Raw genomic sequence first — 25,966 nt, 5'->3', positions numbered from 1 at the left:
GTAACGGCCTGTGTCCGAAATTAAAGTACCCGATTTGGGCGAATCCATTTCCGAAGGAACCATCTACAAGTGGCTGGTAAAAGAAGGCGACACGGTCGGCCAGGGGGATGTGCTGGCTGAGCTGGAGACCGACAAGGTCAACCTGGAGATCAGCGCGGAGGAGGACGGTGTCATCTCCTCCCTCCTGCGCCAGGCCGGCGAGAATGTGGCCGTCGGCGAGACGATCGGCATCATCGGCAGCGGCGCCGGCACGGCAGGCGCTGCTGCGCCGCAGGCCGCTGACGGCGGCCAGCCGGAAGCGGCGGCTGTGGGCAGCAACGCGCCAGCCGCGGCCGCGCCGGTTGTTCCCGCCGCACCGGAAGGAGCGGCGGCAGGCACTGCGGCCCTGGCTTCGCCGGGGGCGCGCAAGCTTGCGCGGGAGCGGGGCATCGACCTCGGCGAGGTCAGCGCCCGCGACCCTATCGGCCGGATTGCTGCGGCCGATGTGAAGGACCACGGCGCAGCCCGGCCGGAGGCCGCTGCGCCAAGCGCTCCGCCGGCGGCAGTGAAGCCGGCTCCGGCGAAGCCTGCGGCGGCGGGCTCTGCGCCGCAGGAGGACGGCAAAGCCGTCGAGCGCAAGCGCATGTCGCGCAGACGGCTGACCATCGCGAGCCGCCTCGTCGAGGCGCAGCAGACTGCGGCCATGCTGACCACCTTCAACGAGGTGGACATGACCGCAATCCTCGACCTCCGCAAGCGGCGCAAGGATGCCTTCAAAGAGAAGCATGATGTCGGACTCGGCTTCATGTCCTTCTTCACCAAGGCCGTGATCGGCGCGCTCAAGGCCTATCCGCTGCTGAACGCTGAGATCGACGGCGAGGATCTCCTGATCAAGAAATACTACGACATCGGCATTGCCGTGTCTGCCAAGGAAGGCCTCGTAGTGCCGGTTGTCCGCGACGCGGACCGTCTGAGCTTCCCGGAAATTGAGCGGCGGATCGGCGAGCTGGCCTCCAAGGCCCGCGCCAATACGCTCAGCCTTCCGGAGCTGCAGGGCGGCACCTTCACCATCACCAATGGCGGGGTATTCGGATCGCTCATGTCGACACCGATCCTCAACACCCCGCAGGTCGGCATTCTCGGCATGCACAAGATCCAGCTCCGTCCGATCGCCCTGGACGAAGAAAGAACCGTCAACCGCCCGATGATGTACATCGCGCTGTCCTATGATCACCGCATTGTAGACGGCTCCGAAGCGGTTAGCTTCCTCGTAAAGGTCAAGGAGCTGCTGGAAGATCCTGAAGCGCTGCTGCTGGAAGGGTAGCCTTGCCTTTAGAAGGCTAAGCCTGTATAACTCGGGGACATCAAATCACCACAAATCTAGGGATAATTTCATTCAAGGGGGCTGTGCGGACCGTTGCAACGTTCGCATAGCCCTCTTTTCGCTATAACACCGGCTTTCTGAGGACTTCTTGCGTCGGCATCCCTTTCGCAACGTTACCCGGCAGATGGGCAAGTAGAATTTCTCCACCTAATTTCCCAAAATTCGCACATCAGGGAAGATTAGTGGGAATTTCTCCATCTAATCCAGGAAATTTAGCCCCATACGGCCACTTTTAGCTGAATTAGTGATACTTTTTCCCACTAAATTTATTTTCAGACCGGCTGGGCCAGGATTAGTGATACTTTTCCACTTAAACGGAGTGAGCTAAGCAGCCAAAGTTAAATCAATGGCCCCGACTTCGCAAAGTTTGTGGAAGCCGGGGCCATTGTACACTTTTATGTCTATAGCTCCATGAGTTAGGAGGGTGCAGCCGCTCTGTCTGCATAAGGCTCTCCATGAGGCTCTCCGTGGGGCTCTCCTTGAGGCTTTACATGAGGCTTTACATATGAGGCTCTCCATGGGATTCTCCATAAGGCTCGCTCTCTACGGGGCTCTCCATGAGGCCCCCTGCCCCCCGTCCTGTCTACAACCCGCCCTTCATCAACTCTCCCGCCAGCTTCAGCAGCTGCTCCTTGGTCAATATCCGGTCCCCGTGGGTGGTAAGCGTATAATACGCATCCTGCGCTTCGTTGTACCAGTTCAGATAATGGTAGCTGAAACCCGGCTTGATATCCGGCCTGTCCACATGATTGTAGACTATATCCCGCCTTCTACCTTGAGCTTCTCCGGCTTGTTCCCCGGCTCCTGATATACCTGCACTTCGCCCCCATGAAGCAGGGTGGCACTAAGATCGATAAAAGCTCCTTGCCTGGTATATTTCGCCTGCACACCTACCGCTTCAGTCCAAGGCACCGCCTTCATGAACAACAGATTCCGCTTCTGATCCTGTTTCGCCTCGTCAATCAGCTCACTTAATGTCTGACGGTAGAACGGGCTGCTGTCCAACTCTGCCTTTGTAGGATATCTGGGATAAGCGGAATAGTCTGTTATCCGCTGCTCCTTGTAGGCAAACTGCAGCAGGCTGCCCGATCTCTCAGAGAGCGGCTCCCCTCTGAAATAATAGGCAATCTGCTCACCCGACTTGGCAAAATCCATCAGCTTCCACTCATACGGGTAATAAGCGGCCATCCTTTTCGGCTTAAGTAATTCTGCACATTTTACAACAATATGAGTGCTGATTAAGCCAACTAGGTGGAAATCCTGCACATTATGCAACAACGTGAGTGTTGAACAGGCTGGACAGGCTGAAATCCTGCATTTTGTACAACAAATAATGTTCTTGGCGCCTTAAACGATAGAAATCCTGCATTCTGTACAACAAAATCTGATTCGAAAGCTTCACCGCCAAACGTATAAGCTTCACCCATCAAAGGAGCTTTGTCTTGTGAATATAGGCTCAGTGCGCTTACCTCATCTAATCATTCCGGCAAAATTGATAGTTCAATCTATATAGTTTTCTTCTGTACATCATTTCACAGAAGCAGCCCCGCTGTCCTTCCATAAGCCTGTATTATATCCGTGCAGGCAGCACAAAAAAGAGATACCCACCCCCGTCACGGTGGTCTGGATATCTCTTTTTCGAATACTATTCTCTTTGTCTAGTAATGTACTTCAAGCCGGCATAAATCTATATATGGCTCAAGCCGTACGCCGTGAAGGCTTCAGGCTTATTCCCTTTTCTCTGGCCTGCTTCTGCACCGGAGGCTTCAGGGAAACCGCAAGGATACAGGCCAGGATGCACAAGAGGCCGATGACGGTGAAGGTAGGCTTGAAGCCGCCGAGGAACGCAGCGACGAACGAGCCGGACAACGCGCCGATCCCGAAGCCCTGGTAGACGATGCCATAGTTCTTGCTGTGATTGGCAAGGCCGAAGAAGTCGCCAACAATCGCCGGGAACACCGTAATGTTCCCCCCGAAGCAGAAAGCAATGGCAGCCACACAAGTGAAGAACAGCCCATAGCTTAGGGTGGCGTAGCTTAGCGTCAGCGTCGCGATGGCAGTGACCAGAAGTGTGGCGCTGACCAGCTTCAGCCGGCTCATCCGGTCAGACAGCGCTCCAAGAATCAGCCGTCCGGCGGTATTGAAGATAGCGATCATTGCCACGGCATTGGCCGCCGTAGCGATATTCAGCCCTGCAAGCTGAACGCCGATATCCTTGACGACACCAATCAGGTAGAGGCCGCTCATGCATGCGGTGAAAAAGACCACGAACAGCAGATAGGCTTCCTTGGTGCGGAGCATTTCTTTGACGGTGTAGTCTTTCGCCGCCGCTGAAACGGCGGCACCCGAAACACCAGCAGTTGAAGGAGCTGCTGACCCCGGAGCCGCTTGTACCTGTACGGCCACAGGCGCTTCCCGAACCAGCATCGAGCCGATCACGATCATGGCCATGACCATAAGGCCCCAGTACAGAAAGGCATTTGATACTCCTGCGGAATCAATCAGACTGCCGTTGATATATTTGAAGAGCAGGCTTCCTGTTCCATAGGCACCCACCGATACACCGGAGATTAAGCCTTTGTTCTTCGGGAACCATTTAATCAGATTGGACAGCGACGTAATATACGCTGTTCCGTCCGCATAACCAACAACTACACCGGCCAGCAGGTACAACATCGGAAGGGAGCGGGCCTGTGAACTGAAGATCAGACCCAGACCCAGCATAATCCCTGCGGCAGCGGTCAGTCTGCGGAGCCCGAGCCGGTCCTGCAGTTTCCCCGCAAACAGTGTCGCGAAGGCCAGGGCAAAGCTGGTAATGGAAAAAGTTATCGAGACAGAGCTGAGCTCCCAGCCGAATTTACTGACAAGCTGCGCATTGAACAGGCTCCAGGTATAGATCGTGCCCAGTCCCATTTGCATAATCACTGTACCTAACACAATGAGCCACCGCTTGCTGCCCGCTATAGTCGTCATGGACAATTCCTTCTTTCTCTCTATTGATCGCTTCGAGGCTTTCTTTGCCTCTTCATTGTAGCGAACTTGCACTTTCTTGAGAGAAATCCGGAATGAGATGACATCTACAGGGAATGAACTGCCGTTAAATGCGCATGATCTGCCTGAATTCCTTCACCTTGCTGCGGCTGACCGGCACTTCAAAGTCCAGATCACGCAGCCGGAGCAGGTAGGTATTGTTGAACCAGGGGATAATTTCCTTGATTTTGGACAGGTTCACCAGATACGAACGGTGACAGCGGAAGAAGCGGTCCTGCGGCAAACGGCTGTGAAACTCACTGATGCTGAGCGCCATGTTGTACTCTTCCCCTTTAGTAATGACACTTGTCGTTTTCTCCTGAGCGGAAGCATAATAGATCTCATCAGCATCGACGACGATAATCTTCTCATTTTTCCACAGGTTGACCTTGTCGCTCAGCTTCACATGCTCCTCTTCCCCTTGATGTCCGCGCGCAGCAAATGCCACCTCCAGCTTATGCAGCATCGCCTTGATCCGCGTTTCGCTGTAAGGCTTCAGAATATAGTCGAAGGCTTCGATCTCGAAGGCCTCGGCAGCATGTTCCTTGTACGCGGTAATAAAGACGATATAGGGCTTGACCGAGAACCGGCTGATATTCTGGGCCAGCAGCACACCATCGATGGAAGGAATATTGATATCCAGAAAAATCACATCCACTTCCTCCGTCTGCAGATACTTCAGTGCGTCCAGACCGTCCTCGAACTCTCCGGCAATCCTTATGGCGCTGTTTGCTCCGATCAGAAAGGCAAGCTCCTGCCTTGCCAGCACTTCATCCTCTACAATTATCGCTCTCATCGCTGCTCCTTTGTCACGTCAAAATAAATTTCCGTCCCCTGATCCAGCCGGTGGATCGTCAGGCCTTTGCCGTAAATTAGCTTCACCCGCTGATGCACATTGTACAGTCCTATTTTGTGATCCGGCATGTTTCCGCTGTAGACCTTCCCGATCGTTTCCTCGCTGATCCCTATACCGGTATCGGTAATGCCGATCCGCACCGCGCTTCCCAGATCTTTTACCGAGATGGTCACCGTACCTTGGCCTCTCACCTTCAAAATGCCGTGAACAATCGCATTCTCCACCAAAGGCTGAATAATCAGACTGGGAATACGCACCTCCAGCTCGTCAATCTCATATTCCACAGCCAGACGGCTGCCGAAGCGCGCTTTTTCAATCTCCACGTACTGCTGGACCTGCTGGAGTTCGCGCCGGATATCGATGAATTCGTCGGTCAGCTCCAGATTGTAGCGCATATAGCCCGACAGATTGACGATCAGCTCCCGCGCCTTATCCGGGTCAATGCGAATGGAAGAAATAATGGCGTTCAGCGCATTGAACAGAAAATGGGGATTAATGCTTGTCTGCAATGCCTTCAGCTCCGCCTTGTTGGCCATCTCCTTGATGTCCTCCACCCGCGACACTTCCATTAGCGTCGAGATGATCTGTGACAGCCCCACCGCCATTGCCTGCAATGAATAAGTGATTTTGTGGGCTTTGGTGTAATAAATTTTAAGCGCACCTGTGACCTCGCCCTTCTCTTTCAGCGGAATGATAATCAGCGAACGAATCGCCCGGTTCATATACTCCGTATCATCGTCGCGGATCGTAATCTCGCCGCTGCGGAGCGTCATCTTCGTCTCTTCACTGATAATCTCATTCGTCTCGGCATAATACTCCTCTCCAACGCCGACATAGGCGCGGATGTAGCGGGTATCGGTAATGGCTACCGCGTCGGCTCCAATGTCCTCCTTAATAATCCCGCAGATGATGCGGAGCGACTGGGGAGTGATGCTGCGAAAATAAGGCAGGGTCTTATTGGCAATATCCAGAGCCAGCTTGGACTGCTTCGCGGCAATCCGTTCCTTCTCCCCTTCCACGCTCTGAACGAGCAAGACTATAAGACCGACACTGATCTGGCCGGCAATCATCGGAAAAGCGATCTTCGAAACGATATCCACACCAAGCGACGCCGGATTGGCCATGACCAGAATCAGCACCATCGTCAGCGCTTCACAGGCCATCCCGGCCAGGATGCCCGCAATCCAGCGGTGCTCTGCCGAAGTACGGCGGTAAATGACACCCGAGACCATCCCCGCTGCAATACTCGTAATCAGGCAGGGGACCGAAGTAATTCCGCCAATATCAATCAGAAAACGGTGAACTCCGGAAATGACCCCGGTGATCAGGCCCACCCAGGGACCGAAGAGGATTCCGCCGGCGACGATAGCGATGATCCGCACGTTCACCAGCGACCCCTCGACATTAATCCCCGTGTAGGTCCCGAAGATCGCGAACAGGCTAAAGATTACCGTCACCATCGCCAGCTCCTGGGGAGCATAAGCTCCCTGGACAAAAATCTCTTTAAACCGCGGCACCCGTGTCAGCACAAAGAGGCACATCAGCAGCAGCGCCGCTCTTTCGAACAATTGCAGCAGTATCGTCAGGTTATGCTCCACAGTTACGCCTCCAAAGGTCAATCTACCGGTTCATTATAAGAGTGCTGCTCCAGATTAGCAATTTATCCGCTGTTCCTGCAATTCCTTTTATAATACCCCTCCTTGCAGATTCAGTCTTATAATAAGAGAACTTGGGGGAATAAACCCAGAACGTTTTGTAAAACCGATCTATATTACTAATCTATATTATGGAGGTGTTGATTTGCGGATACATCATGAATTGGACCTGCTGCGGGTTGTAAAAGAAGACCGCTGGATGATGAACATCCTGGCTGCTGTGAGGGATTTGCATTTGCCGGACTCCTGGGTCTGCGCCGGTTTTGTGCGTTCCAAAGTGTGGGATGTGCAGCACGGGTTTACCGAAAGAACCCCCTTGGGGGATGTGGATGTAATCTATTACGACCCGGACGATATCCGTGAGGAAGTGGAAAAATCCTGGGAAGCGCAGCTGCGGAGCACAGCTCCCTCTGTCCCCTGGTCGGTCAAAAATCAAGCGAGAATGCATACAGTTAACGGCCTCGCGCCATACTCCTCATCCACAGACGGCATGTCCAAATTCCCTGAAACGGCAACCGCGCTGGGCCTTGCCATGGATGAGTATGGAGAGCTTAGGCTAGCCGCTCCGCATGGGGTTTCGGATGCGCTGGAGCTGACCGTCCGCCCGTCGCCGCACTTCAGGGCGAATTCGCAGCTGCATCCTATCTATGAGGCACGGGTTGCCGGGAAGAACTGGCAGGCCGTCTGGGATCAGCTGCAGGTGCTTTCCGTACGGGAGAATTAATCCAAAAGACAAGAACAGCACATCGTTGATAACACTGCTATATAGAGTGAACTTAAGATCTTTACATTAGGGACTTCGTTGGGACTCCGGAGAATGTTTGGACTTCCGGCCGCTGTTGTCTGCAGATTTCTTGATTTGTACCGCTGTTCGCGGTGGAAATCCGCAGACAAAGGCGGACGCTACCGCTCCTCCAGTTCCAAACTTCCCCTCCATCCCTTTTCCCTTTTGTTCGTTTTTCAAGTTCGCTTTATATAGGTGGAAAAAGGAAACTTATTTCTCCCCCAAATAAACATTCGTGAGGTTTTAGTGGAAAAAAGGAACTTAATCAGGCCATATTATCCTGTCAGGAGCGAAATGAGCTGAATTAGTGATACTCCACTTGGCTACCGGGACGCAGGGATACTCGAGCAAATTAGTGATACTTTTTCCACCTAACGGAACCGGAAGATACGAACGCTTCTTACACAAACGTCCTGACGCTGCCAGCAGACTTTCAAAAACGGCATTTCTGCCGTTTATTCTTAAAAATCTCTTATCCTAACAATTTCCCATACATACAAAACGCACCGCCGTCCGCGAAAAAAGCTGCCTCATCGCAGACAATTCTACTCTAAGACAGCTCTTCATGTTCCTCACCGTTGCTTAAGCCGCACGCTCCTTCTTACCCCAGCATTCCCCGCGCAATCCATACCCCGGCCGCTCCGGCCTGGGCCAGGCCGCGGGTGATGCCCGCGCCGTCACCGCCACAGTAGAGGCCTGAAATTTCAGTTTCCAGGTTCTCCGTAAGCTTCGGACGGGCCGAGTAGAATTTGGCCTCCACGCCATAGAACAGTGTATGCTCGGAGGCGATGCCCGGAGTGACTTTTTCCAGGGCCTCCACCATTTCGATCAGGCTCTTCATTGTGTTATAAGGCAGCACCAGCCCGAGATCGCCAGGCACCGCTTCCTTCAGCGTAGGCTCCAGAAAGCCTTCTTTAATCCGGGTTTCGGTGGAGCGCCGTCCGCGCAGGATATCCCCGTATTTCTGTACAATGACCCCGCCGCTGGACAAATCATTGGCCCGCTTGCAGATTTCCCGGGCATATTCATTCGGCTTGTCAAAAGGCTCCGTGAAGGTATGCGAGACCAGCAGCGCAAAGTTGGTATTCATGGAACCCAGCGCAGGGTCCTTGTAGGAATGGCCATTGGCCGCCATCACGCCGCTGTGGTTCTCAACAACAACATGTCCGGAAGGATTGCTGCAAAAGGTGCGGACACGCGTGCCTACAGATGTATTAAAAATGAACTTTCCTTCATAGAGATGCTCATTAATCTCTCTCATGACGACATCCGAGGTTTCCACCCTTACACCTACATCGACCTGATTGTTGTACATCTTGAGCCGGCGCTTCTTCAGGACATCCGTCAGCCAAGCAGACCCGTCGCGCCCCGGTGCGATCATCACTTTGTCCGCCGCATAGCTCTCGCCGTTCTTCAGTGTAATGCCCGTAACCCGGTGCTTGCCCTCTTCCTTAACCGTAACAATATCCTGAACCTCAGTTTTGAACAGCATATCGATCCGTACCCGCAAATATTCGTATATGGATTTCAGGATTTCCAGGTTCTGCTCTGTGCCGAGATGACGCACCTGCGCCCGCAGCAGCTTAAGCCCGGCGGCGTATCCCCGCTGCTCGATGCCCCGGATGCTTTCGGTGGTCGGATCGGTAATTACCGGTGTGGCCCCATGCTCCAGATTGATGGCATCTACATACTGGATCAGCTCCAGCACTTTGGAGGGTGCCAGATAATCTGTCATCCAGCCGCCAAATTCAGTGGTGATATTGAACTTTCCGTCACTGTATGCGCCCGCTCCCCCAAAACCGGCGGTAATCGAACACGCAGGCAGACAGCCGGCGAATTCCTTGCGTCCCGAGGCCGGAGGGCAGAGTTTGATTTTCTCCTCCAGAATCGGGCAATTGCGCCGGTATATATCATGGCCTTTGTCTACCAGCAGCACCTTAAGCTCAGGGGCCTTGCGCGTCAATTCATAGCAGGCAAAAATTCCAGCCGGTCCGGCACCCACGACAATCACATCATATTTACTCATTGGTTTCTCTGTTCCTCCCAGGAAGAAACGGTATCGCTGTCCTTTATTTAAGTTGAACTTTAGTTTTACATTGTGGGTATAGACGTCACTGCGGGGAATGTTTGGACTTCCAGCCGCTGTTGTCCCCAGATTTCTTCAATGGAACCGCCTTTTGCGGTTGAAATCCGGTGACAAAGGCGGACGCTACCGCTCTTCCAGTTCCAAACTTCCCCTCCGCATTTCTACCCTTTTATGAATTTTTAAGTTCATCTTATCTAGCAAGGCCTCGTCCGTTTCTGCGATCATAATAGTTCTTGCAGAACGCAGCACAAAAAATCCCGACCACTTCATAGGTATGCCAAATGCACCCTATTCGTAGCCAGGAATTTACGGTTCCCTGTAGAGACCCCCAAACCTTATCTTTGAGGATATACGAACAGCTAATCATTGTTTGTTGAGCCACTTGAAATATTACAGAACATAGACGAATGTGTCAAGGAGGTTTAGCTCCCATAATTCGTGTTTTGCCCGTGTTATACATAATAACTATCTATACAATGCTAAACAATAGCCAAAACACGAACATTTTCCCCGGAGTAACCCTTGTGTCATTCTTTGGAGGAAAAGCGTGATTATTGTCGAATATATAGATATATTGCCACTGGAAAAGAGGAACATCTTATGCATATCCCACCACCTGCTCCTCGCCAAACGTATTGGAACCGCATGATCCTCAACGCTTTCTGGCTGGTACTGCTTGTCCATCTGCTCACTCAGACCGTAATCTCTTTGTCCATGCAGGGGGATGATCCCAGGTTATCGGGCAAAAGCTACCTGTTCGGCAATGTACTGCTGCCCGACATTATGATACTGGGAACCCTGCTTGTACTTGAGGCCATTTATAAATGGCGCCCCCTGTTATCGGAAATTTCCAATGTTGCCGCAAGCCATTTGATCGCGATAGTGATGATCTTAAATTTAAGTGATGTTTTCTATGTGAAGCCGCTTATCATGCTAATCCCTTTGCTGGTATCCATGCTCTATTTGAGAAGCACCTACTTGAAAGCCACTTCCATTTTATGTGTGACGTACATGATCCTGCTGCTGTTGGATACTTCAGTCTATGATAATAGCTTGCGCATCCAGAATATGATCATCGCATTCATCTTGACCGGAACTGCACTTGCGGGTTTTGCCCTCATTGCCCGGGGGCGTGATCTGATGCAGTCTCTGGAGAGCTCGCTGAAATCGGAGCAGGATTTGCGCATCCAGAATATCATCATGGACCGCCTGTCGAAGGTTGATCCTTTGACCGAACTGTATAACCACAAGACCTTTCACGAATATCTGGGCTGGCTGATTGAGCATCAGCAGAGCAATCCTTTTCCCATGCAGCTGGCGGTGCTGGACATCGATAACTTCAAAAAAGTAAATGATCAGTACGGGCACTGGGTCGGAGACATTGTGCTGAGACAGGTTGCCGGGATCGTGCTGAAGCATATCGGCGCAGATGATTTCGCCGCCAGGTATGGTGGCGAAGAATTCGTTGTGATTCTGACCGCCAAGCCGCTGGAGGATTCCCGCAGGATCATGACGCAGATTCTTCACGGCATTGCCGCATTGCCTGTTGCCGAGATGGATGGAAACTCCGTAACCGTCAGCATTGGCATGCATGACTATGCCGGAACAGACTCCAAAAGCTCTACCTTTCAGCAGGCGGACGATGCGCTGTACGAGGCTAAAAAAACAGGAAAAAATAAAATTGTCGTTGTCTGATTCAGGCCGGACAGCTTACAGAGCCGCCAAAGCCAAAAAAAGCCTCCAGAGCGGATATGCTCTGGGGCTTGTTTGGCATTACAATTTTATTCTGATGGTATTACTGTGAATACCCCGGCCCATGACGTCTCTGCGGCTCCAGCAGTTCAATGACTCCGCGCTGCGGTACTGGACGGCTAATCAGATAGCCCTGCACCTTGTCACAATCCGCTTCCTTAAGGAATGCCAATTGGTCGGCATCCTCCACTCCCTCTGCGACAACGTCCAGTCCCATTTTGTGTCCCAGAATAATAATAGTCTGCACAAAGGACTGGCTGTACCCCTGGTCTGCCAAAGAGTCGATAAAGATTTTGTCCATTTTGAGTGTGGAGATCGGCAGCTGCTGCAAATAGCTCAGAGAAGAGTAGCCTGTCCCAAAATCATCAAGAGCGATGCGGATTCCGCGCGATTTCAGAAATTCCAGCTTGCTTACCGTGTTTTCAAAAGATTCCATAAAGATAGACTCGGTAATTTCCAGCTCCAGGCAATTTGGCGCAAGCCCGCTTTCCTCCAGACTGTCCAGCACAATATCCACAAAATCATCCTGCAGCAGTTGAATAATGGAGATATTCACTGAAATTTTGTAGGGAAGGCCTGTGCGGTCATTCATGCTTTTCATAAAAGCGGAGGCTTCTCTAAGCACCCACTCCCCGATATAAATGATTAGTCTGGAGTCTTCGGCAATTTTGATAAAGGAAAGCGGAGACACAAAGCCCAGCACCGGACTGTTCCAGCGGATCAGCGCTTCGAAGCCCGTAATGAGCCCCGTCTTGATCTCCACCTGCGGCTGGTAATGCAGCTCAAATTCATTGTTGTTCATCGCACTGCGCAGATGCTTCTCAATGTTCATCCGTTCATTAAATGACATGTGCATGGACTTATCGTAAACCACAAAGGTGTTTTTCCCTTCCTCCTTGGCCCTGTACATGGCAACATCGGCATTCATCAGGATTTCCTCCGTAGTCTCCCCGTCTTCAGGGTAGAAGGAGATTCCGATACTCACGGAAATATACAGGTTGCTCTCGCCGATCAGAAACGATCTGCGGAAGGAGCGGAGGATACTCTCCGCCAGATTCAGCACCTCTGCGCGGTCCTCCACGTCTTTGATAAACACCACAAATTCATCCCCGCCAAGCCGGGACAGCATATCCCCCTCGCGCATAACCGACTGCAGCCTTTCACTGGCCTGGCGGATCAGAATATCTCCCGACTTGTGGCCCAGGGTGTCATTGATATATTTGAAATTATCAGTATCCACGAACAGAAGCGCCGCTTTCCCTCCCGGACGGTGGAAATAACTCTCCATGGTGTCCAGCAGAAGGATGCGGTTGGGCAAGCTGCTGAGTGAATCCATATACGCCAAACGGTGCATATTTTTTTGATTCTCCAGCAGCATATCGTATTGGCCCACAAGCTCCTCCTGCGTGGCTGTCAACTGCTCATAGGTAGCCTCCAGTTCCTGGTAGCTGTTGCCCAGCTGGAACTCGGCCTGCTTGCGTTTGCTGATATCGATTAGGGAACCCAGGAACAGCACAATTTTGTCCTTGGGGTCTACAATTGCCTTGCCGCGCACTTCAAACCAGACATAACGGTTGTCCTTAGTGCGCATGCGGTACTCTATTTCATAGATCGGCGTCAATCCGGCCAGATGCTCCTGGCGCGCCTGGCGGGCCGGTTCTTGATCATCGGGATGAATAATGCTGAGAACGCCGTCTTCGAACGAGTTGATCTCCTCCTTCGTATATCCCATCACCTCATACCAGCGTTCCGACAGATTGTACATGCCGCTCTCCCAATCCAGCTCCCACATGTAGGCACCGGACCCTTCGGATGCCAGCCGGAAGCGGCGTTCGCTGGCTTCCAGCTTGTTGAACTGCTCCTGCAGTTCCTCTTCAGTGGCCGCAAGCTCTTCGTAGGTAGCCTCTAGCTCCTGGTAGCTGTGCTGCAGCTTGAGCTCGTTCTGCTTGCATTCTTCAACGTCCATCCCGACCAATACGAAGATATCCTCCGCCTGCGTGTCCATCCCCTGAATAAGGGCAGTCCGGAAGGAGAAGTACCGCGCTTCAGGTGAATGGTCCGGAAGCTTCAGCTCCACATTGCTGACATAATCCTGGTAGACGGCTCTGACAAGCAGCTCTCTAAGCGCTGCGGCCCCGCCGGAGAGGCCGGGGATCTCATCGAGGTTTGCACCGAGCACATCCTTCTCTTTCAGTCCTGTCATGCTTGCCGCATACTGGTTGAACCGTATAATCCGCTTATCGGCATGCACCGCCCATACGATCATCCCGCTATGCTCAATCACATCCCTGAAAAACGCCTGTTCCGAATGAATGGTCCGCCGAAGATGCCTGATGTATATTCTGAGGGCAGCGATCACAGTAACCAGGAGAAATAGACCGATGACAATGCCGGAGATCACCCGGCCGCGGATCATCGATGTGTAATTCTCGGAATGGGTGAAAAAATATTGCTGATACAGCTCTTCAAAAGCCCCCGACTGCTGAAGCCGGTCAAGCCGGGCATTTATGTAAGTGACTAGCTGAGGTTCGGACTTGCTGATGCCGTAAGCCACATCCTGGGGGTACAAATTACTCAATCTGCGGACAATATTGCCGGTCAGGCCCTGTTCAACGATTAAGTAGTCCACCACCTCCTGATTCTCAAAGAGCAGGTCAATCTCGCCCTTCTTCAGGGCTTCCAGCGCTTGTGGTACTGTTGCATACTGTATGTATTGGGAAACATCTGTTTGATTGCGCAGCACGGTCTCGGAATATTGTTTCTTCCCTACGCCGACTTTATAATTTTTCAGGGTGCTTAGCTTGATCTCTTCTTGGAGCGCCTGCCGGGAGTATACGGAGATATAGCTTTTGAACACGGGCTTGGAGAACAGGGTGTCCTTCTTGCGTTCCTCTGTTACGGCCATAAGGCCTGTAGTATCAATCTCTCCCCGGGTCAGCCGTTTGTATGTTCCCTCCCATTCGCCCGTACTGTAATGAATTAAATACGACTGCTTCTCAAAAATCATACTCGTCAGGTCTATATCGAAGCCGGTCAGGTACCCGTTCTGAAGGTACTTGTATGGCGGATAACCCAGTTCAGCCTGATATCGTATTTCCTGTCTTTCGGCGTGAGCGGATGCAGGGGGCGCGAGCATGAACACAATGCTAATCAGAAGCAAGAGTTGACACCGCTTCATCGCAATTCTCCTTTTTCAAGAAATCAGCTAACAGCACTTATAACAAGCTTTATTCGACAAAAAATGGTATGTTTCCTGCAAGCGGTCCCCCTCAGGGTGATAAAATATGCAAAATCTGCCGATAAAATATTTATTCAAAAAAACGGATATCCTTTTATTTTTTATATTGCTTTTTAGGTAAAAAGTGTGGATAATAACAGTAACGGTTGATAATGATTATCATTATTGAAATAAAGGAGACTGAACACCCATGAACGCAGCCACTACCCGCACAGCATTGAAGGTTGACGATTATCTGGATCTGCTCAATCTTGCTGTAAAAGTTGGAGATTTGAAATGGCAAAAGGAAATCAAATCCAGGTTACAATATATACTCTGTCTGGAAACCAGATAGCACTTATGCAGTTACGCCGCACTTCCCGGTCAGGGAAGGCGGCTTTTTTAATGGCGCAGGAACAGAAATAGGCCTTAGGATGTTTAATGATATAATGTAACAAGCAGCATAATATACAAGCAAATAGTCTACCTGCAGATCGGAGCGTGCCAGCTTGAAAAAAACCTTTGTCTTGTTTCTGATGTTCAGCCTGCTATGGATGCCTGATATGTACGCGGCGGGAATTCCCGCCCGGCAAGGAATAGTTACCGATGAGGCCAGCCTGCTCACGAAGCAGGAGACAGCCGCTATTGCAGCAATTGCTGAGGGAGACCGCTATACCATCCAGGTGCTGACTGTCGATTCTCTGGATGGGGCTGAGTCCGGGGCCTATGCCACTGACGTCTATGATTCCTGGGACCTGACGCCGCGGGATGTTCTCCTTCTGATCTCTGCCGGAGACCAGAAGGTTGAACTGAACTTCAACAATCCGGGCCTGCAGGGATATATCAACTCCTGGTCTCAGGCCCAAGGTGGAGCTTTGGATACAGCAGCCATCACGGGACTGCTGGACACGTATTTTAATCCTTATGCCCGGGAAGGGGATTTTGCCGGGGGAATCCGTTCCATGATTCAGAAGCTGCACTCCTTCGGCGGCACCGGCAGCGGTGCGACTTCAGGCGGCGGCACAGTCGGTACCACAGACAGCGGCGCAGCCGGCCGCAGCAGCTCAAGCCCCGGGCTGCTGAAGATGGCCGGCATTGTCATTGGAATAGCGCTGCTGGCATTCATGCTGTATGTGCTGTTCACCGGCCTGCGCAGACGGGGGCAGCTCCGCAGCCAGCAGGAGCAGCTGGCCGGCTTGCTGGTCCGGGCGAACCGGGCGCTGGAATCCCTGCAGCCGTTCCAGGGAATTGTCCAAGGCAAGACGGGGGAAATGGTCGAGGGAATCTCCAAGCGGCTGTCTGCACAGCTGGTGGAGATCTCCGCATTGCAGAGCAGCCAAAGCTCGCAGCCTCCCTTCTACCGTCTGAAGGCGCTCCGGGCTGCCAGCTCACAGCTGCAGCAGACTGAAACAGCGTTCCGCTCCACGCTGGAGGAAGAAGAGCAGCGCATTGCCGTAATCAGTGATGCGGACCGCAACGTCAAGCAGCAGATTACCGAACTGAAGAAGGAAGCGCCTGAACTGAACCTCCAGCTTCAGAGTGCAGTCAAGGAGACCGGCTACGAGCTGCAGGAAATTGCCGGGGATCTGAAAGAGCTGGCTGAAGAGACCGCCAAAGCGGATGAGCTGGAGCTGTTCGACCCGATAGCCGCACAGGATATGACCGGGGAGGCGCAGGAGAAGCAGGCGCAGATCGAGCAGGATCTGCAGGATGTCGATACGTATGATGACAAATTGAATGGCTTTCCCGGCATTCTGGCGGCTGCCCGCAGCACCATTGCGGCAGTGATCGAACAGAATTCCCTCCACAATATGAAGGTCAAGCCTTACGAGAATCTGGAGCAGGCCTCCGCAGCTGCGGCAACACTCGAAGCTCCCCTGCGCAGCGGAGACATGGATGAGGTGCGCAAAATCGCCGCCCGCATGGATACCCTGCTGGGCGATGCCATTGCCATGACAGAGCGCCAGGCCCTGATCCGCCAGAACAACCTGAGGGATTTGGATACGGTCCGCAGCCGTTGGAGCGGGCTGTCTCAGCGGCGCAATGAGCTGCACAGCCGGATCGCCGAAGCCCGCAGCCGGTTTGCGGAGCATCATCTGGCTCCGCTTGAGGAAGTGCTGGAGACTGCGGGAACAGAGCTCCGCCAGGGGGCGGGAGAAGTTCCGCAGATCGAGACCTGGACCAGTGACCAGCGGGGGGAATATGACAATGCCCGCAATAGCCTGGACCAGCTGCTCAAGCTTCAGGAGGAAACCGCCCGGAAGTTCGACAATGCCGGGGAGAGTCTCGATATGCTGAGCCAGCGCCTGGCTAACGTCACACGGCTCCTGTCTGAAGGACAGGAGCGCGTAGACGCGGCCCAGCGGCGGCTGCAGAGCAAGGGAATCGCCTCCATAAGCCAATTCCAGCTCTCCCTGCTCCCTGAGTATGGTGAACTGGAGCAGCTGCTTTCCCTCCGGCCTTATAACCTGGATGAGCTGGAAGCGGCTGCACATGCCTACGAGTCCCAAATTTCCTCCTTCGTGGAAGAAGCGAACCGGCTCATACGCCAGAAGGAAGAAGAGGGGCGCCTGGCACAGCTGGCCATCCTGCGGGAGCAGCAGCGCCGGGAGGAGGCGCGCAAGCGCACCTCCTCTTCGGGCGGCTTTGGCGGCGGCAGATCATCGGGCGGTTCCTCTTGGGGAGGCGGCGGCCGCTCGTCCGGCGGGTCATCCTGGGGCGGGGGCGGCGGCAAATCCGGCGGAAACTCCTCCGGCGGCTCCAAGTGGTAGCAGCAAACATATCTTATGCAAAACGCCTCCGGTCCAGAATAACTGGCCGGGGGCGTTTTTGAGTTGAACTCTTTTCTCTTTTTATTCGTATTTTCTGAAATAACCAGAAATAATCAGAAAAAGAAAGAAAATGAGAGAACGACTTCATTATGTGAGTATACAAGGCCTTACACATATCGATTTGTAAATTTTTGTATTTATTTGAACATTGAGTAAAATAAACATTAGACTTACGATTAATCTGTTAATAAATTCCATAAAAGGCCGAAAGAAGGCGATCACATCGTAACACTCACCCTCTCATGCACCATGATCTATACCCGCATGTAATCATGTAAAGGTTTCTTAAACACAGGGAAAGGAATGTGAGGTTTTGTGAAAAAAGTTGCATTAGTGAGCCCATTAAGAACAGCTGTGGGTTCTTTTAACAACGGACTTTCAACATTAAGCGCTACAGAACTGGGAGCAGACGTGATGACGGCATGCCTTCAGCAAAGCCGCTTAGAGCCTGCATTGATTGATCAAATTTATTTAGGAAATGTCCTTCAAGCGGGCATTGGCCAAAATCCTGCCAGACAGGCGGCCCTAAAAGCCGGCATCCCTATTGATGTACCTGCATCAACAATAAACACGGTTTGCGGTTCAGGGCTTCATGCCGTCGCTTTAGCTTACAACTCTATTTTGGCAGAACAAGGCAGCGTCCTACTGGCTGGAGGTATGGAGAGCATGTCGAACGCCCCTTATGTGCTAAAGAATGCACGAAATGGCTACAAGCTTGGCAACGGTGAATTGATAGACAGCGTGGTAGCCGACGGCCTTACATGTCCCATCAATAAATATCATATGGGAATTACCGCAGAAAACATTGCCGCGAAATATAACATTTCAAGACTTGAGCAGGATGAGTTTGCCTATGGAAGCCAGATCAAGGCCAGGGAAGCCAAAAACAAGCAGGTTTTTGCAGAGCAGATTGTTCCCGTTTTGACCAAAACCAAAAAAGCAGAGATTTGGTTCTCGGAAGACGAACATGTAAGAGCAGATACAAGCAAAGAAAAACTTTCTAATCTAAAACCTGTATTTAAGGAAAACGGATCAGTTACTGCCGGAAATGCCTCGGGGATCAATGATGGGGCGGCGGCTGTACTTGTTATGTCGGAAGACAAATGCAAGGAGCATGCGGTACAACCGTTGGCCTATATCAAGGGTTATTCCCTTGTCGGCGTTGACCCTGCATATATGGGGATGGGTCCGGTGAAGGCCATTTCGTCACTGCTTAGGGAACAGGGAATTCCTCTTGAGGCCATCGATCTGTTTGAGATTAATGAAGCCTTCGCTGCACAAGCATTAGCGGTATTGAAAGAGCTGGGGATCAACCCGGAGAAGGTGAATGTCAACGGCGGCGCAATCGCGATTGGACATCCTGTCGGTGCAAGCGGAGCCAGAATATTGGTTACGCTCGTGCATGAAATGGTACGGAGATCTTCACGTTACGGCATAGCCTCATTATGCATTGGAACGGGTATGGGAATCGCGATGCTGGTTGAGAATGCACTCATCTAACACTCATCTAACACTCATCTAAAGGAAAGGGAGATTAAGATTGTTATGAATCCAAAAGAGGTTCTTTCACTGCAGTCCATGCCTGCGGCCAGCGCTAGTTACGGTCGTCCCCCCTACCGTTTCATCGACCGGGAATTTTTTATAATTACCTATGAATCCGACCCCGCTGCGATTAGACAGGCGGTCCCGGAACCTCTTCAGCCGGATGGAAGCAATACCGTTTCCTATGAATGGATCAAGATGCCTGATTCATCCGGTTTAGGAAGCTATGAGGAGAGCGGTATTGTCATCCCGTGTACCTTTCAGGGGGAACCCTGCAATTTTGTTGCCCAAATGTACTTGGATAACGCGCCTGCTATTCTTGGAGGACGTGAAATTTGGGGGTTCCCCAAAAAATGGGCGAATCCCCGCCTGAGTGTTGAAGGTACGGAGACGCTGACCGGTACATTACACTATAACCATGTCCTTGTGGCCATGGGAACCATGCCTTTCAAACATAACCTTCTCGATCAAGCGGACACGGCTGCAGCCATCGCAAAAACCCAAGTGAATTTAAAATTAATTCCCGATGTTGATGGTAGCCCTAAAATTGCGCAATTAGTGGCGTATTCTCTCGAGAATGTTACAGTAAAAGGCGCTTGGTCGGGGCCGGCCCGGTTAAACCTGATCCCCCATGTCAATGCTCCTGTAGCAGATTTGCCCGTTAAGGCGTATATCGGCGGCAAACATTTTATTGCCGATTTAACGCTGCCATACGCAAGAGTCATTCATGATTATCTCCAATAAACTTAGTTTTTTCAAAAAAAAAAAAATGTACAAGGAGTCAGAAACCATGAATAACAAGTTAATCTCCGCAGAAGACGCCGTTAAGAAGGTCAAAGACGGAGACACGGTGATGGTCGGCGGTTTTCTGGCCGGAGGCCACCCGGAACAGCTCGTGCGGGCGCTTGTCGAGACCCATTCGGCCGGTAATCTCACCATTATTTCCAATGATACAGGCACCACGGAATTATCTATATATAAGCTTGTAAAAAGCGGCAGAGTCAAGCGGATTTATGCATCCTATATCGGCTCCAATCCGGAAACGGGAAGGCTCCTTATGACCAAAGAAGCTGAGGTTAGCCTCTTCCCGCAAGGCACGTTAGCTGAAAAAATACGTGCAGGAGGTGCGGGTTTGGGCGGTGTTTTAACACCTGTAGGTGTAGGTACCATTGTAGAGGAAGGCAAAAGGAAAGTAGATATTGACGGAAGGGAATATCTGCTCGAACTGCCGCTCAAAGCGGACGTGGCGCTAATCCGAGCCCATAAGGCAGATGAAGCGGGGAATCTTGTGATCAACGGCTCCTCACGCAACTTCAATTTCGTTATGGCTATGGCGGCAGATTATGTAGTTGCCCAGACAGACGAATATGTAAAGCTTGGGGAGATTGATCCCAACCATGTCAACGTACCGGGAATATTTATCGACGCTATTGTAAAGGTAGGGGATATGCATGAATAACCGGGAATTTATTGTGAGAAGAATCGCCCAGGAATTCAAAGACGGCGATGTGGTCAACCTGGGGATTGGCTTGCCTACCATGGCGGTAGACTATATTCCGGATAATGTTCATATTATGCTGCAGGCTGAGAACGGAATCCTCGGTGTTGGCCCCAAAGCCGCAAAGGAACAAGAAAATATCGATTGTATCGATTCTGGCGGAAGTTATGTTACAACAATGAGCGGAGCTTGCTATTTTGACAGTGCGCTTTCCTTCTCCATCATCCGTGGCGGGCATGTGGACATCACCGTTTTGGGTGCCTTGGAGGTGGATAAGAACGGCAACCTTGCAAGCTGGATGATTCCAGGAAAAAAAGTGCCGGGCATGGGGGGAGCCATGGATTTGGTGGTCGGGGCCAAGCGTGTCATTGTAGCCATGGACCATGTGAACAAAAATGGGGAACCGAAAATATTAGAAAAATGCAAGCTTCCCCTGACTGCTGTAAATGTGGTGAAAACCATTGTAACCGAAATGGCTGTCATCGATGTGATTCCGGGCACAGGGCTGATGCTGAAGGAAATTGCGCCGGGCCTGTCGGTGGAAGACGTTCAAAAGGCAACCGGGGCGAAGCTGCTGGTCTCGCCAAATTTGAAGGCCATTGCCGTCTAAGCAAACCAAGCCCACCCTCCCAAATCCGGGGGAGCGGGCTTGGTTTGCCTTCTGTTTAACATTTAGCTGTCAGAATCCCCCCACTTCTCTAAGTGGGGGATGAATGTCAGCGGTCTTTCTCATCGACAATTATAACCCATAATATTACAATAAAACTATTCAGTCGTATAAAAAAATAGGTAGTGATATCAGTGGATTTGGACACAAATAATCATTCAGTATTCTCTCTTCATTATCACCTTGTTCTAGTCGTAAAGTACCGTAGAAAAGTAATAGACGGTGAAATATCTGATCGGTTAAAAGTGATTTTTGAGTCTATTCAGATGAATTACAATATCACTTTGCAGGAATGGAATCATGATAAGGATCATGTCCACATTCTTATGAAAGCTCACCCCAATAGCGATATTTCCAAGTTTCTGAACGCTTACAAAAGCGCTTCCTCTCGACTAATTAAGAAAGAATTTCCTATTATTCGTCAACAGTTATGGAAAGAATATTTTTGGTCAAGAAGTTATTGTCTGCTAACGACTGGCGGTGCACCTATTGAAGTCATCCGAAAGTATATTGAATCGCAAGGTCAGAAATGAGGTGAGCATGTGTTAAGGGCTTACAAATATCGAATCTACCCCACCCTTGAGCAGAAACACTACTTCGCTAACGTATTCGGATGCGTTCGCTTCATCTACAATAGAATGCTTGCAGATAAGATTGAGCACTACAAGCAGACCGAAACCATGCTTAACAATACACCCGCTCAATACAAAAAAGATTTTGACTGGCTGAAAGAAGTGGATAGCCTTGCTTTAGCTAATGCCCAGCTTAACCTGGACAAGGCTTATAAGAACTTCTTCCGCGATAAGAAAGTGGGATTTCCTAAATTCAAGAGTAAGAAAACAAATAACCATAGCTTCACAACCAATAATCAAAATGGAACCGTTGCGATTGAAAATGGAACGATCAAAATTCCAAAACTGAAAACTAAAATCAAAATCAAGTTGCACCGTCAACTCGTGGGACTTATCAAATCATGCACGATATCCAAAACACCAACAGGAAAATATTATGCTGCCGTATTGGTGGAAACGGGTGTCATCTCCTTGCCCAAATTAGAATCTAAGATTGGTGTTGATCTTGGACTGAAAGACTTTGCTATTACTTCACATGGCGAAATCATACCTAATCCTAAATATTTGCGAACGTCTGAAAAGCGATTAGTCAAGCTGCAAAAGGACTTGGCACGGAAGAAAAAGGGGAGCCACAACCGATATAAAGCAAGGCTAAAAGTGGCTAAGCTGCATGAAAAAATAGCGAATCAACGTAAAGATTTTTTGCACAAACTGTCCACCCAAATGATAAACGATAACCAAGTGATCGTTATGGAAGACTTGCGTGTAAAGAACATGATGCAAAATCACAAGTTGGCTAAAGCCATATCCGAAGTCTCTTGGAGCATGTTCAGAGAAATACTTACCTACAAATCTAAATGGTACGGTAGAGAATTAATCATTGCTCCTAAAAACTTTGCAAGCAGCCAGCTATGTTCATGCTGTGGCTACAAAAATGCAGAGGTAAAGAACCTGGGTGTACGTCAATGGACTTGTCCTGAATGTACTACACTACATGATAGAGATGTGAACGCAGCAAAAAACTTACTTAAATTAGCAATGTAATCTTGCAAAGATTAGGCTAGGAACTAGCCTATAAGCTTGGGTAGACTTGGAGCAGTAGCTCTATTGACCAAGAAGCACCCACCTCTTAGGTGGTGTGTAGTTCACTGCGTATCCTTGGGTTCATCATGCGGCTCATCCAGAAACGGCTTGTTCACATAATAATACATCACGCCCATCAGCACGCCTCCACCGATCAGATTCCCGAGCGTGACTGGCACCAGATTGTGCACCACACCGCCCCAGGATATCGTACCGGGATGATCCAGCACGAGGGCAATCGCAAACGTACACATATTGGCGATACTGTGCTCATAACCGGAAATAAAAAAGCAGAAGACGAACAGAACCATGGCGAACATTTTGGCTCCATCGCTTTTCATCGACATCGGGACAAAAAAGGCCAGACATACCAGCCAATTACACAGAATCGCGCGGAAGAACAGCTGCATTGCCGGGGCTTCCATCTTGTGGGCCACCACGTTCAACAGGAATCCGTTCACACTGGAGTCATAGAACAATCCTGTTAAAAAAATCAGCAGCGCAAAAGCTGTGGCCCCGAGAATATTGCCGATGTAGCTGATGACCCACATCCGCACCACCTCGGTCCACTGCAGCTTGCGTCTTAAGGCGGCATATGTGTAATAAAAGGTATCTCCGGTGAACAAATCGCCTCCACCGTACGAGATCAAAATGATGGCTGCGCCGAACGTAATGGCAGCCATCGGATACGTCATCGGCGAATGCTCCATGTAGAAGAAATTGCCGGTCTTAAACGCTACAATGACGCCGAATCCAATAAACATACTGGCCAGCATTGCCCGGGCGATGTAACGGAAAATACTTTGCTGATAGATCTTCTGTTTCTTTAGAGCTAATTTCTCAACCTGCAGCAGTGCCTCGTTCTCCATGTGACCTCCGATTTAGCTTATATTTTCAGCGGTGTGAGGCTATGTGCAGCCTCCGGGTTATTATACCCAATAAACCGCTGGAAATTGCTTGAACCACGGACTGCCTAAAAATTGTGGAGATTCCACCGGAGAACCCCGCCCTTGCCGATTCAGCTGTCATTGCCCGGATCGTTCAGCTTGACAATCGCTTCTGCCTTTTCACTGCTGGCTACGACGATAAGCACCAATACCAAACATCCCAGAATCATCCGCTTATCCTCACTTCCTCCATATGCCGCCTCAGTGACAACTTATGTGGAGGATCAGGGGATTATGAGTGGGAAGGCCGGTTTCTTAATTCAGGAAGCTGCTAAGCTCGCTGTCGTTGCCGGCCTGCTTCAAGGCCTGCGGCTGCGAGGCTTCATTGAGTCCGAGGCGGTTGTTCAGCTGCGTGTTGATGGCTGTCATTTTGGACGTATAATCCTGGCAGCTCTCAATAATCCGGCGGTTGGACTGTTCGGAAGTATCCAGGGCGCTCAAGAGATCGCCAATGGCCTGATTAACCGCCTCAAGCGACATAGAAGGCTTGGAGAGCAGCTCCGTCGTTTTTTCCGTAGTGGTACGCAGCAGACGCGCATTTTCCTTGAATTGATCCTCGATGGTCTTATTTGTTGCTTCCACCGCAGAGATGACATTCTCCTGATCCGCCAGGGACATGGCGATCATCGCCGAGACGGTAATTAGGTTCGAAGTCTTATCAATCGCGTTGTTTACAGAATCGATCAGCTTGTCGTTGTTGTCATTGATGATATCCGTAGCGGCAATCGCCTGGTTGTAGAGGAGAATCATTTCCGTCATGGACTGGATACGGACCATTACCTTGCGCAGGCCGCGCTCCAGGTACGCCTTGCGGAACTCATTCTCCGGCTTGGCGATTTCAACCTCGAACAGCTCCTTCAGCTTGTTGCCGAAGGCGATTTTGGTCTGCAGGTTGTAAATCTCCTCCATGGAGGTGCGTTTGAGCTGCCGCATATTGACGATGCTTTCTTCCAGTGTATCCCGGCCGTCACGCAGCCCCGTTACGATGGCATCGATGTTGGTGCGGACCGACTGATACTTGTATACATAATTCTTGAGCGGGCTCTTGCGCAGCATTTTGCCAAAAAAGCTGACGTTCTTGCTCTGCTGAAGCGTCTCGCACTCATTGCGCAGCTTCATAATCATGTTCGGCACTTCCACCCGTTTGCCGGACATCAGATCATTCACCGGGCGGTCCAGCAGCTTCAGGGTTTGCCCTGCCTTCTCCTGCGTCTTTACTCCCAGCTTGCCGATATCATCCATCAAGGAATCCAGGGCAACGGTATCCGTTTTGGCGACCTTCTCAATCAGCTGCGAGGCTTCTTCGACAACCTTCTGCTCATCTTCTTTTTTGAGCTCAATCAACTGCGTGGACATGGGTTTCCCTCCTCCTATAATTCGGAACTGCTGTACCGCTGATGAATCAGCTCCGCCTTGGTCTGAAGTTCCATCAGGTCTTTATGCTCGATCGTTGAGGCGATTTCCGATATCTTGGAATCAACATCCCGCAGGCCGTTCAGCAGCATTCTCCGGTTTCTTGTTTTGGCTTCTCCGCCCAGGCGCAGAAACGGATTGATCACACCATTAAGATCCTTAAGCACCAGCCTGCGGACTGTATGGTTAATCTCGCCGTTGCCCAGCTCCTGTAGCAGCGGAATTACGCGCTGGAGCCTGGCGAACAGCGCCAGCGACTTCTCGACAATCTCATTGTCGAGCGTATCCTTCTGCCCTTCGGAGATGATCATATCCTCCAAGATGCTCAAATACTCCACTACCGGAGCGAACTCCGCGCTGACCCCGGCGCTTCCCTGCCCGGCAGGAGCCTGTCCTCCGGCAGCAGCGGCCCCGCTTGCGGAACCACCCCGTTCCGGGTTCCCCGCTGCGGAAGACAGGGCGGGCGCTTCCTGCTCCTGGCCGGCAGGAAGCACCTCTGCCGGCAGATTGATGCGGTTCCGCCCCCCGCCGATCACCGCTGCACCAGCACCGGCCACCGGCAGCAGCAGAGAGATTAGCTCGGGTACAAAAGCGCTCGTCACCAAAGCAACTACATAACCAGCTCCAGTGTACAACAATACTTTCCATTTCAATTGAATTGTTCTCACCT

21 protein-coding genes and 1 riboswitch are annotated in these 25,966 nt (G+C 51.2%); of the genes, 11 read left to right on the top strand and 10 right to left on the bottom strand.

All coding sequences use genetic code 11. From position 1 onward, the window contains the following. Positions 1–10: 10 nt before the first annotated feature. On the top strand, positions 11–1,303 hold the full coding sequence (gene odhB, locus PRIO_RS02455; RefSeq protein ID WP_046501039.1) for a 2-oxoglutarate dehydrogenase complex dihydrolipoyllysine-residue succinyltransferase: 1,293 nt from the start codon (positions 11–13) through the stop codon (positions 1,301–1,303). Between the two features lie 643 nt (positions 1,304–1,946). Here the strand turns inward: odhB and PRIO_RS35875 are convergent. From PRIO_RS35875 to PRIO_RS02435, 5 genes are all read right to left on the bottom strand, one after another. Beyond that, complete coding sequence (locus PRIO_RS35875) at positions 1,947–2,108, bottom strand: hypothetical protein (RefSeq protein ID WP_020425848.1); 162 nt, start codon at positions 2,106–2,108, stop codon at positions 1,947–1,949. A gap of 11 nt (positions 2,109–2,119) precedes the next feature. Beyond that, positions 2,120–2,551, bottom strand: a complete 432-nt coding sequence (locus tag PRIO_RS02450; protein ID WP_020425847.1) for a hypothetical protein — start codon at positions 2,549–2,551, stop codon at positions 2,120–2,122. Between the two features lie 510 nt (positions 2,552–3,061). After that, complete coding sequence (locus tag PRIO_RS02445) at positions 3,062–4,336, bottom strand: L-lactate MFS transporter (protein WP_020425846.1); 1,275 nt, start codon at positions 4,334–4,336, stop codon at positions 3,062–3,064. Positions 4,337–4,460: 124 nt separating this feature from the next. Continuing rightward, positions 4,461–5,189 (bottom strand): LytR/AlgR family response regulator transcription factor, encoded by a 729-nt coding sequence (locus tag PRIO_RS02440; RefSeq protein ID WP_020425845.1) that lies wholly within the window; start codon positions 5,187–5,189, stop codon positions 4,461–4,463. Further along, complete coding sequence (locus PRIO_RS02435) at positions 5,186–6,790, bottom strand: LytS/YhcK type 5TM receptor domain-containing protein (protein WP_197545436.1); 1,605 nt, start codon at positions 6,788–6,790, stop codon at positions 5,186–5,188. The genes PRIO_RS02440 and PRIO_RS02435 overlap by 4 nt, the downstream gene beginning before the upstream one ends. 259 nt (positions 6,791–7,049) lie before the next feature. Between PRIO_RS02435 and PRIO_RS02430 the strand changes: the two genes are divergently transcribed. Continuing rightward, a complete protein-coding gene (locus PRIO_RS02430) occupies positions 7,050–7,628 on the top strand; it encodes a nucleotidyltransferase family protein (RefSeq protein ID WP_020425843.1) in 579 nt (192 codons plus the stop codon). Between the two features lie 661 nt (positions 7,629–8,289). On the opposite strand, the gene PRIO_RS02425 is transcribed toward PRIO_RS02430, so the two are convergent. Then, complete coding sequence (locus tag PRIO_RS02425) at positions 8,290–9,714, bottom strand: NAD(P)/FAD-dependent oxidoreductase (RefSeq protein WP_020430824.1); 1,425 nt, start codon at positions 9,712–9,714, stop codon at positions 8,290–8,292. Between the two features lie 335 nt (positions 9,715–10,049). Then, positions 10,050–10,149: riboswitch (purine riboswitch) on the bottom strand. A 225-nt stretch (positions 10,150–10,374) separates the two neighbouring features. Between PRIO_RS02425 and PRIO_RS33650 the strand changes: the two genes are divergently transcribed. After that, on the top strand, positions 10,375–11,469 hold the full coding sequence (locus PRIO_RS33650) for a GGDEF domain-containing protein (RefSeq protein WP_020430825.1): 1,095 nt from the start codon (positions 10,375–10,377) through the stop codon (positions 11,467–11,469). A gap of 100 nt (positions 11,470–11,569) precedes the next feature. Here the strand turns inward: PRIO_RS33650 and PRIO_RS33645 are convergent, their stop codons facing one another. Continuing rightward, positions 11,570–14,686, bottom strand: a complete 3,117-nt coding sequence (locus PRIO_RS33645; protein ID WP_231869806.1) for an EAL domain-containing protein — start codon at positions 14,684–14,686, stop codon at positions 11,570–11,572. Between the two features lie 268 nt (positions 14,687–14,954). On the opposite strand from PRIO_RS33645, the gene PRIO_RS35870 reads away from it, so the two are divergent. The 8 genes from PRIO_RS35870 (at position 14,955) to tnpB (ending at position 22,897) form a co-directional block, all read left to right on the top strand. After that, positions 14,955–15,098 carry a hypothetical protein gene (locus tag PRIO_RS35870; RefSeq protein ID WP_020430828.1) on the top strand — a complete coding sequence of 48 codons (144 nt, stop codon included), beginning with the start codon at positions 14,955–14,957 and terminating at the stop codon, positions 15,096–15,098. Between the two features lie 154 nt (positions 15,099–15,252). Then, complete coding sequence (locus tag PRIO_RS02405; protein ID WP_020430829.1) at positions 15,253–17,514, top strand: TPM domain-containing protein; 2,262 nt, start codon at positions 15,253–15,255, stop codon at positions 17,512–17,514. A gap of 375 nt (positions 17,515–17,889) precedes the next feature. After that, complete coding sequence (locus PRIO_RS02400) at positions 17,890–19,074, top strand: acetyl-CoA C-acetyltransferase (protein WP_039790235.1); 1,185 nt, start codon at positions 17,890–17,892, stop codon at positions 19,072–19,074. Between the two features lie 45 nt (positions 19,075–19,119). Then, positions 19,120–19,860, top strand: coding sequence for an acetoacetate decarboxylase (locus tag PRIO_RS02395; protein WP_020430831.1), 741 nt, complete (start codon positions 19,120–19,122; stop codon positions 19,858–19,860). A 46-nt stretch (positions 19,861–19,906) separates the two neighbouring features. Further along, positions 19,907–20,575: a CoA transferase subunit A gene (locus PRIO_RS02390; protein ID WP_039790240.1), complete on the top strand. Its 669-nt coding sequence runs from the start codon at positions 19,907–19,909 to the stop codon at positions 20,573–20,575. Then, entirely contained in the window at positions 20,568–21,224 is a 657-nt protein-coding gene (locus PRIO_RS02385) for a 3-oxoacid CoA-transferase subunit B (RefSeq protein WP_020430833.1), read from the top strand. The genes PRIO_RS02390 and PRIO_RS02385 overlap by 8 nt, the downstream gene beginning before the upstream one ends. 191 nt (positions 21,225–21,415) lie before the next feature. After that, a complete protein-coding gene (tnpA, locus tag PRIO_RS02380) occupies positions 21,416–21,814 on the top strand; it encodes an IS200/IS605 family transposase (protein WP_144412082.1) in 399 nt (132 codons plus the stop codon). A 9-nt stretch (positions 21,815–21,823) separates the two neighbouring features. Then, on the top strand, positions 21,824–22,897 hold the full coding sequence (tnpB, locus tag PRIO_RS02375) for an IS200/IS605 family element RNA-guided endonuclease TnpB (protein WP_020430835.1): 1,074 nt from the start codon (positions 21,824–21,826) through the stop codon (positions 22,895–22,897). 101 nt (positions 22,898–22,998) lie between these two features. Here the strand turns inward: tnpB and PRIO_RS02370 are convergent, their stop codons facing one another. The 3 genes from PRIO_RS02370 to PRIO_RS02360 form a co-directional block, all read right to left on the bottom strand. After that, positions 22,999–23,805, bottom strand: coding sequence for a formate/nitrite transporter family protein (locus tag PRIO_RS02370; protein WP_020430836.1), 807 nt, complete (start codon positions 23,803–23,805; stop codon positions 22,999–23,001). A 333-nt stretch (positions 23,806–24,138) separates the two neighbouring features. Next, entirely contained in the window at positions 24,139–25,239 is a 1,101-nt protein-coding gene (locus PRIO_RS02365) for a toxic anion resistance protein (RefSeq protein WP_020430838.1), read from the bottom strand. 14 nt (positions 25,240–25,253) lie between these two features. Continuing rightward, entirely contained in the window at positions 25,254–25,955 is a 702-nt protein-coding gene (locus PRIO_RS02360; protein ID WP_046506323.1) for a hypothetical protein, read from the bottom strand. Between the last annotated feature and the right edge of the window lie 11 nt (positions 25,956–25,966).

It is taken from the genome of Paenibacillus riograndensis SBR5, from assembly GCF_000981585.1.
Taxonomy (GTDB): Bacteria; Bacillota; Bacilli; order Paenibacillales; family Paenibacillaceae; genus Paenibacillus_AQ; species Paenibacillus_AQ riograndensis.
Note: the sequence above shows the minus strand (reverse complement) of the source record. Positions and strands in the feature narration are given on the sequence as shown.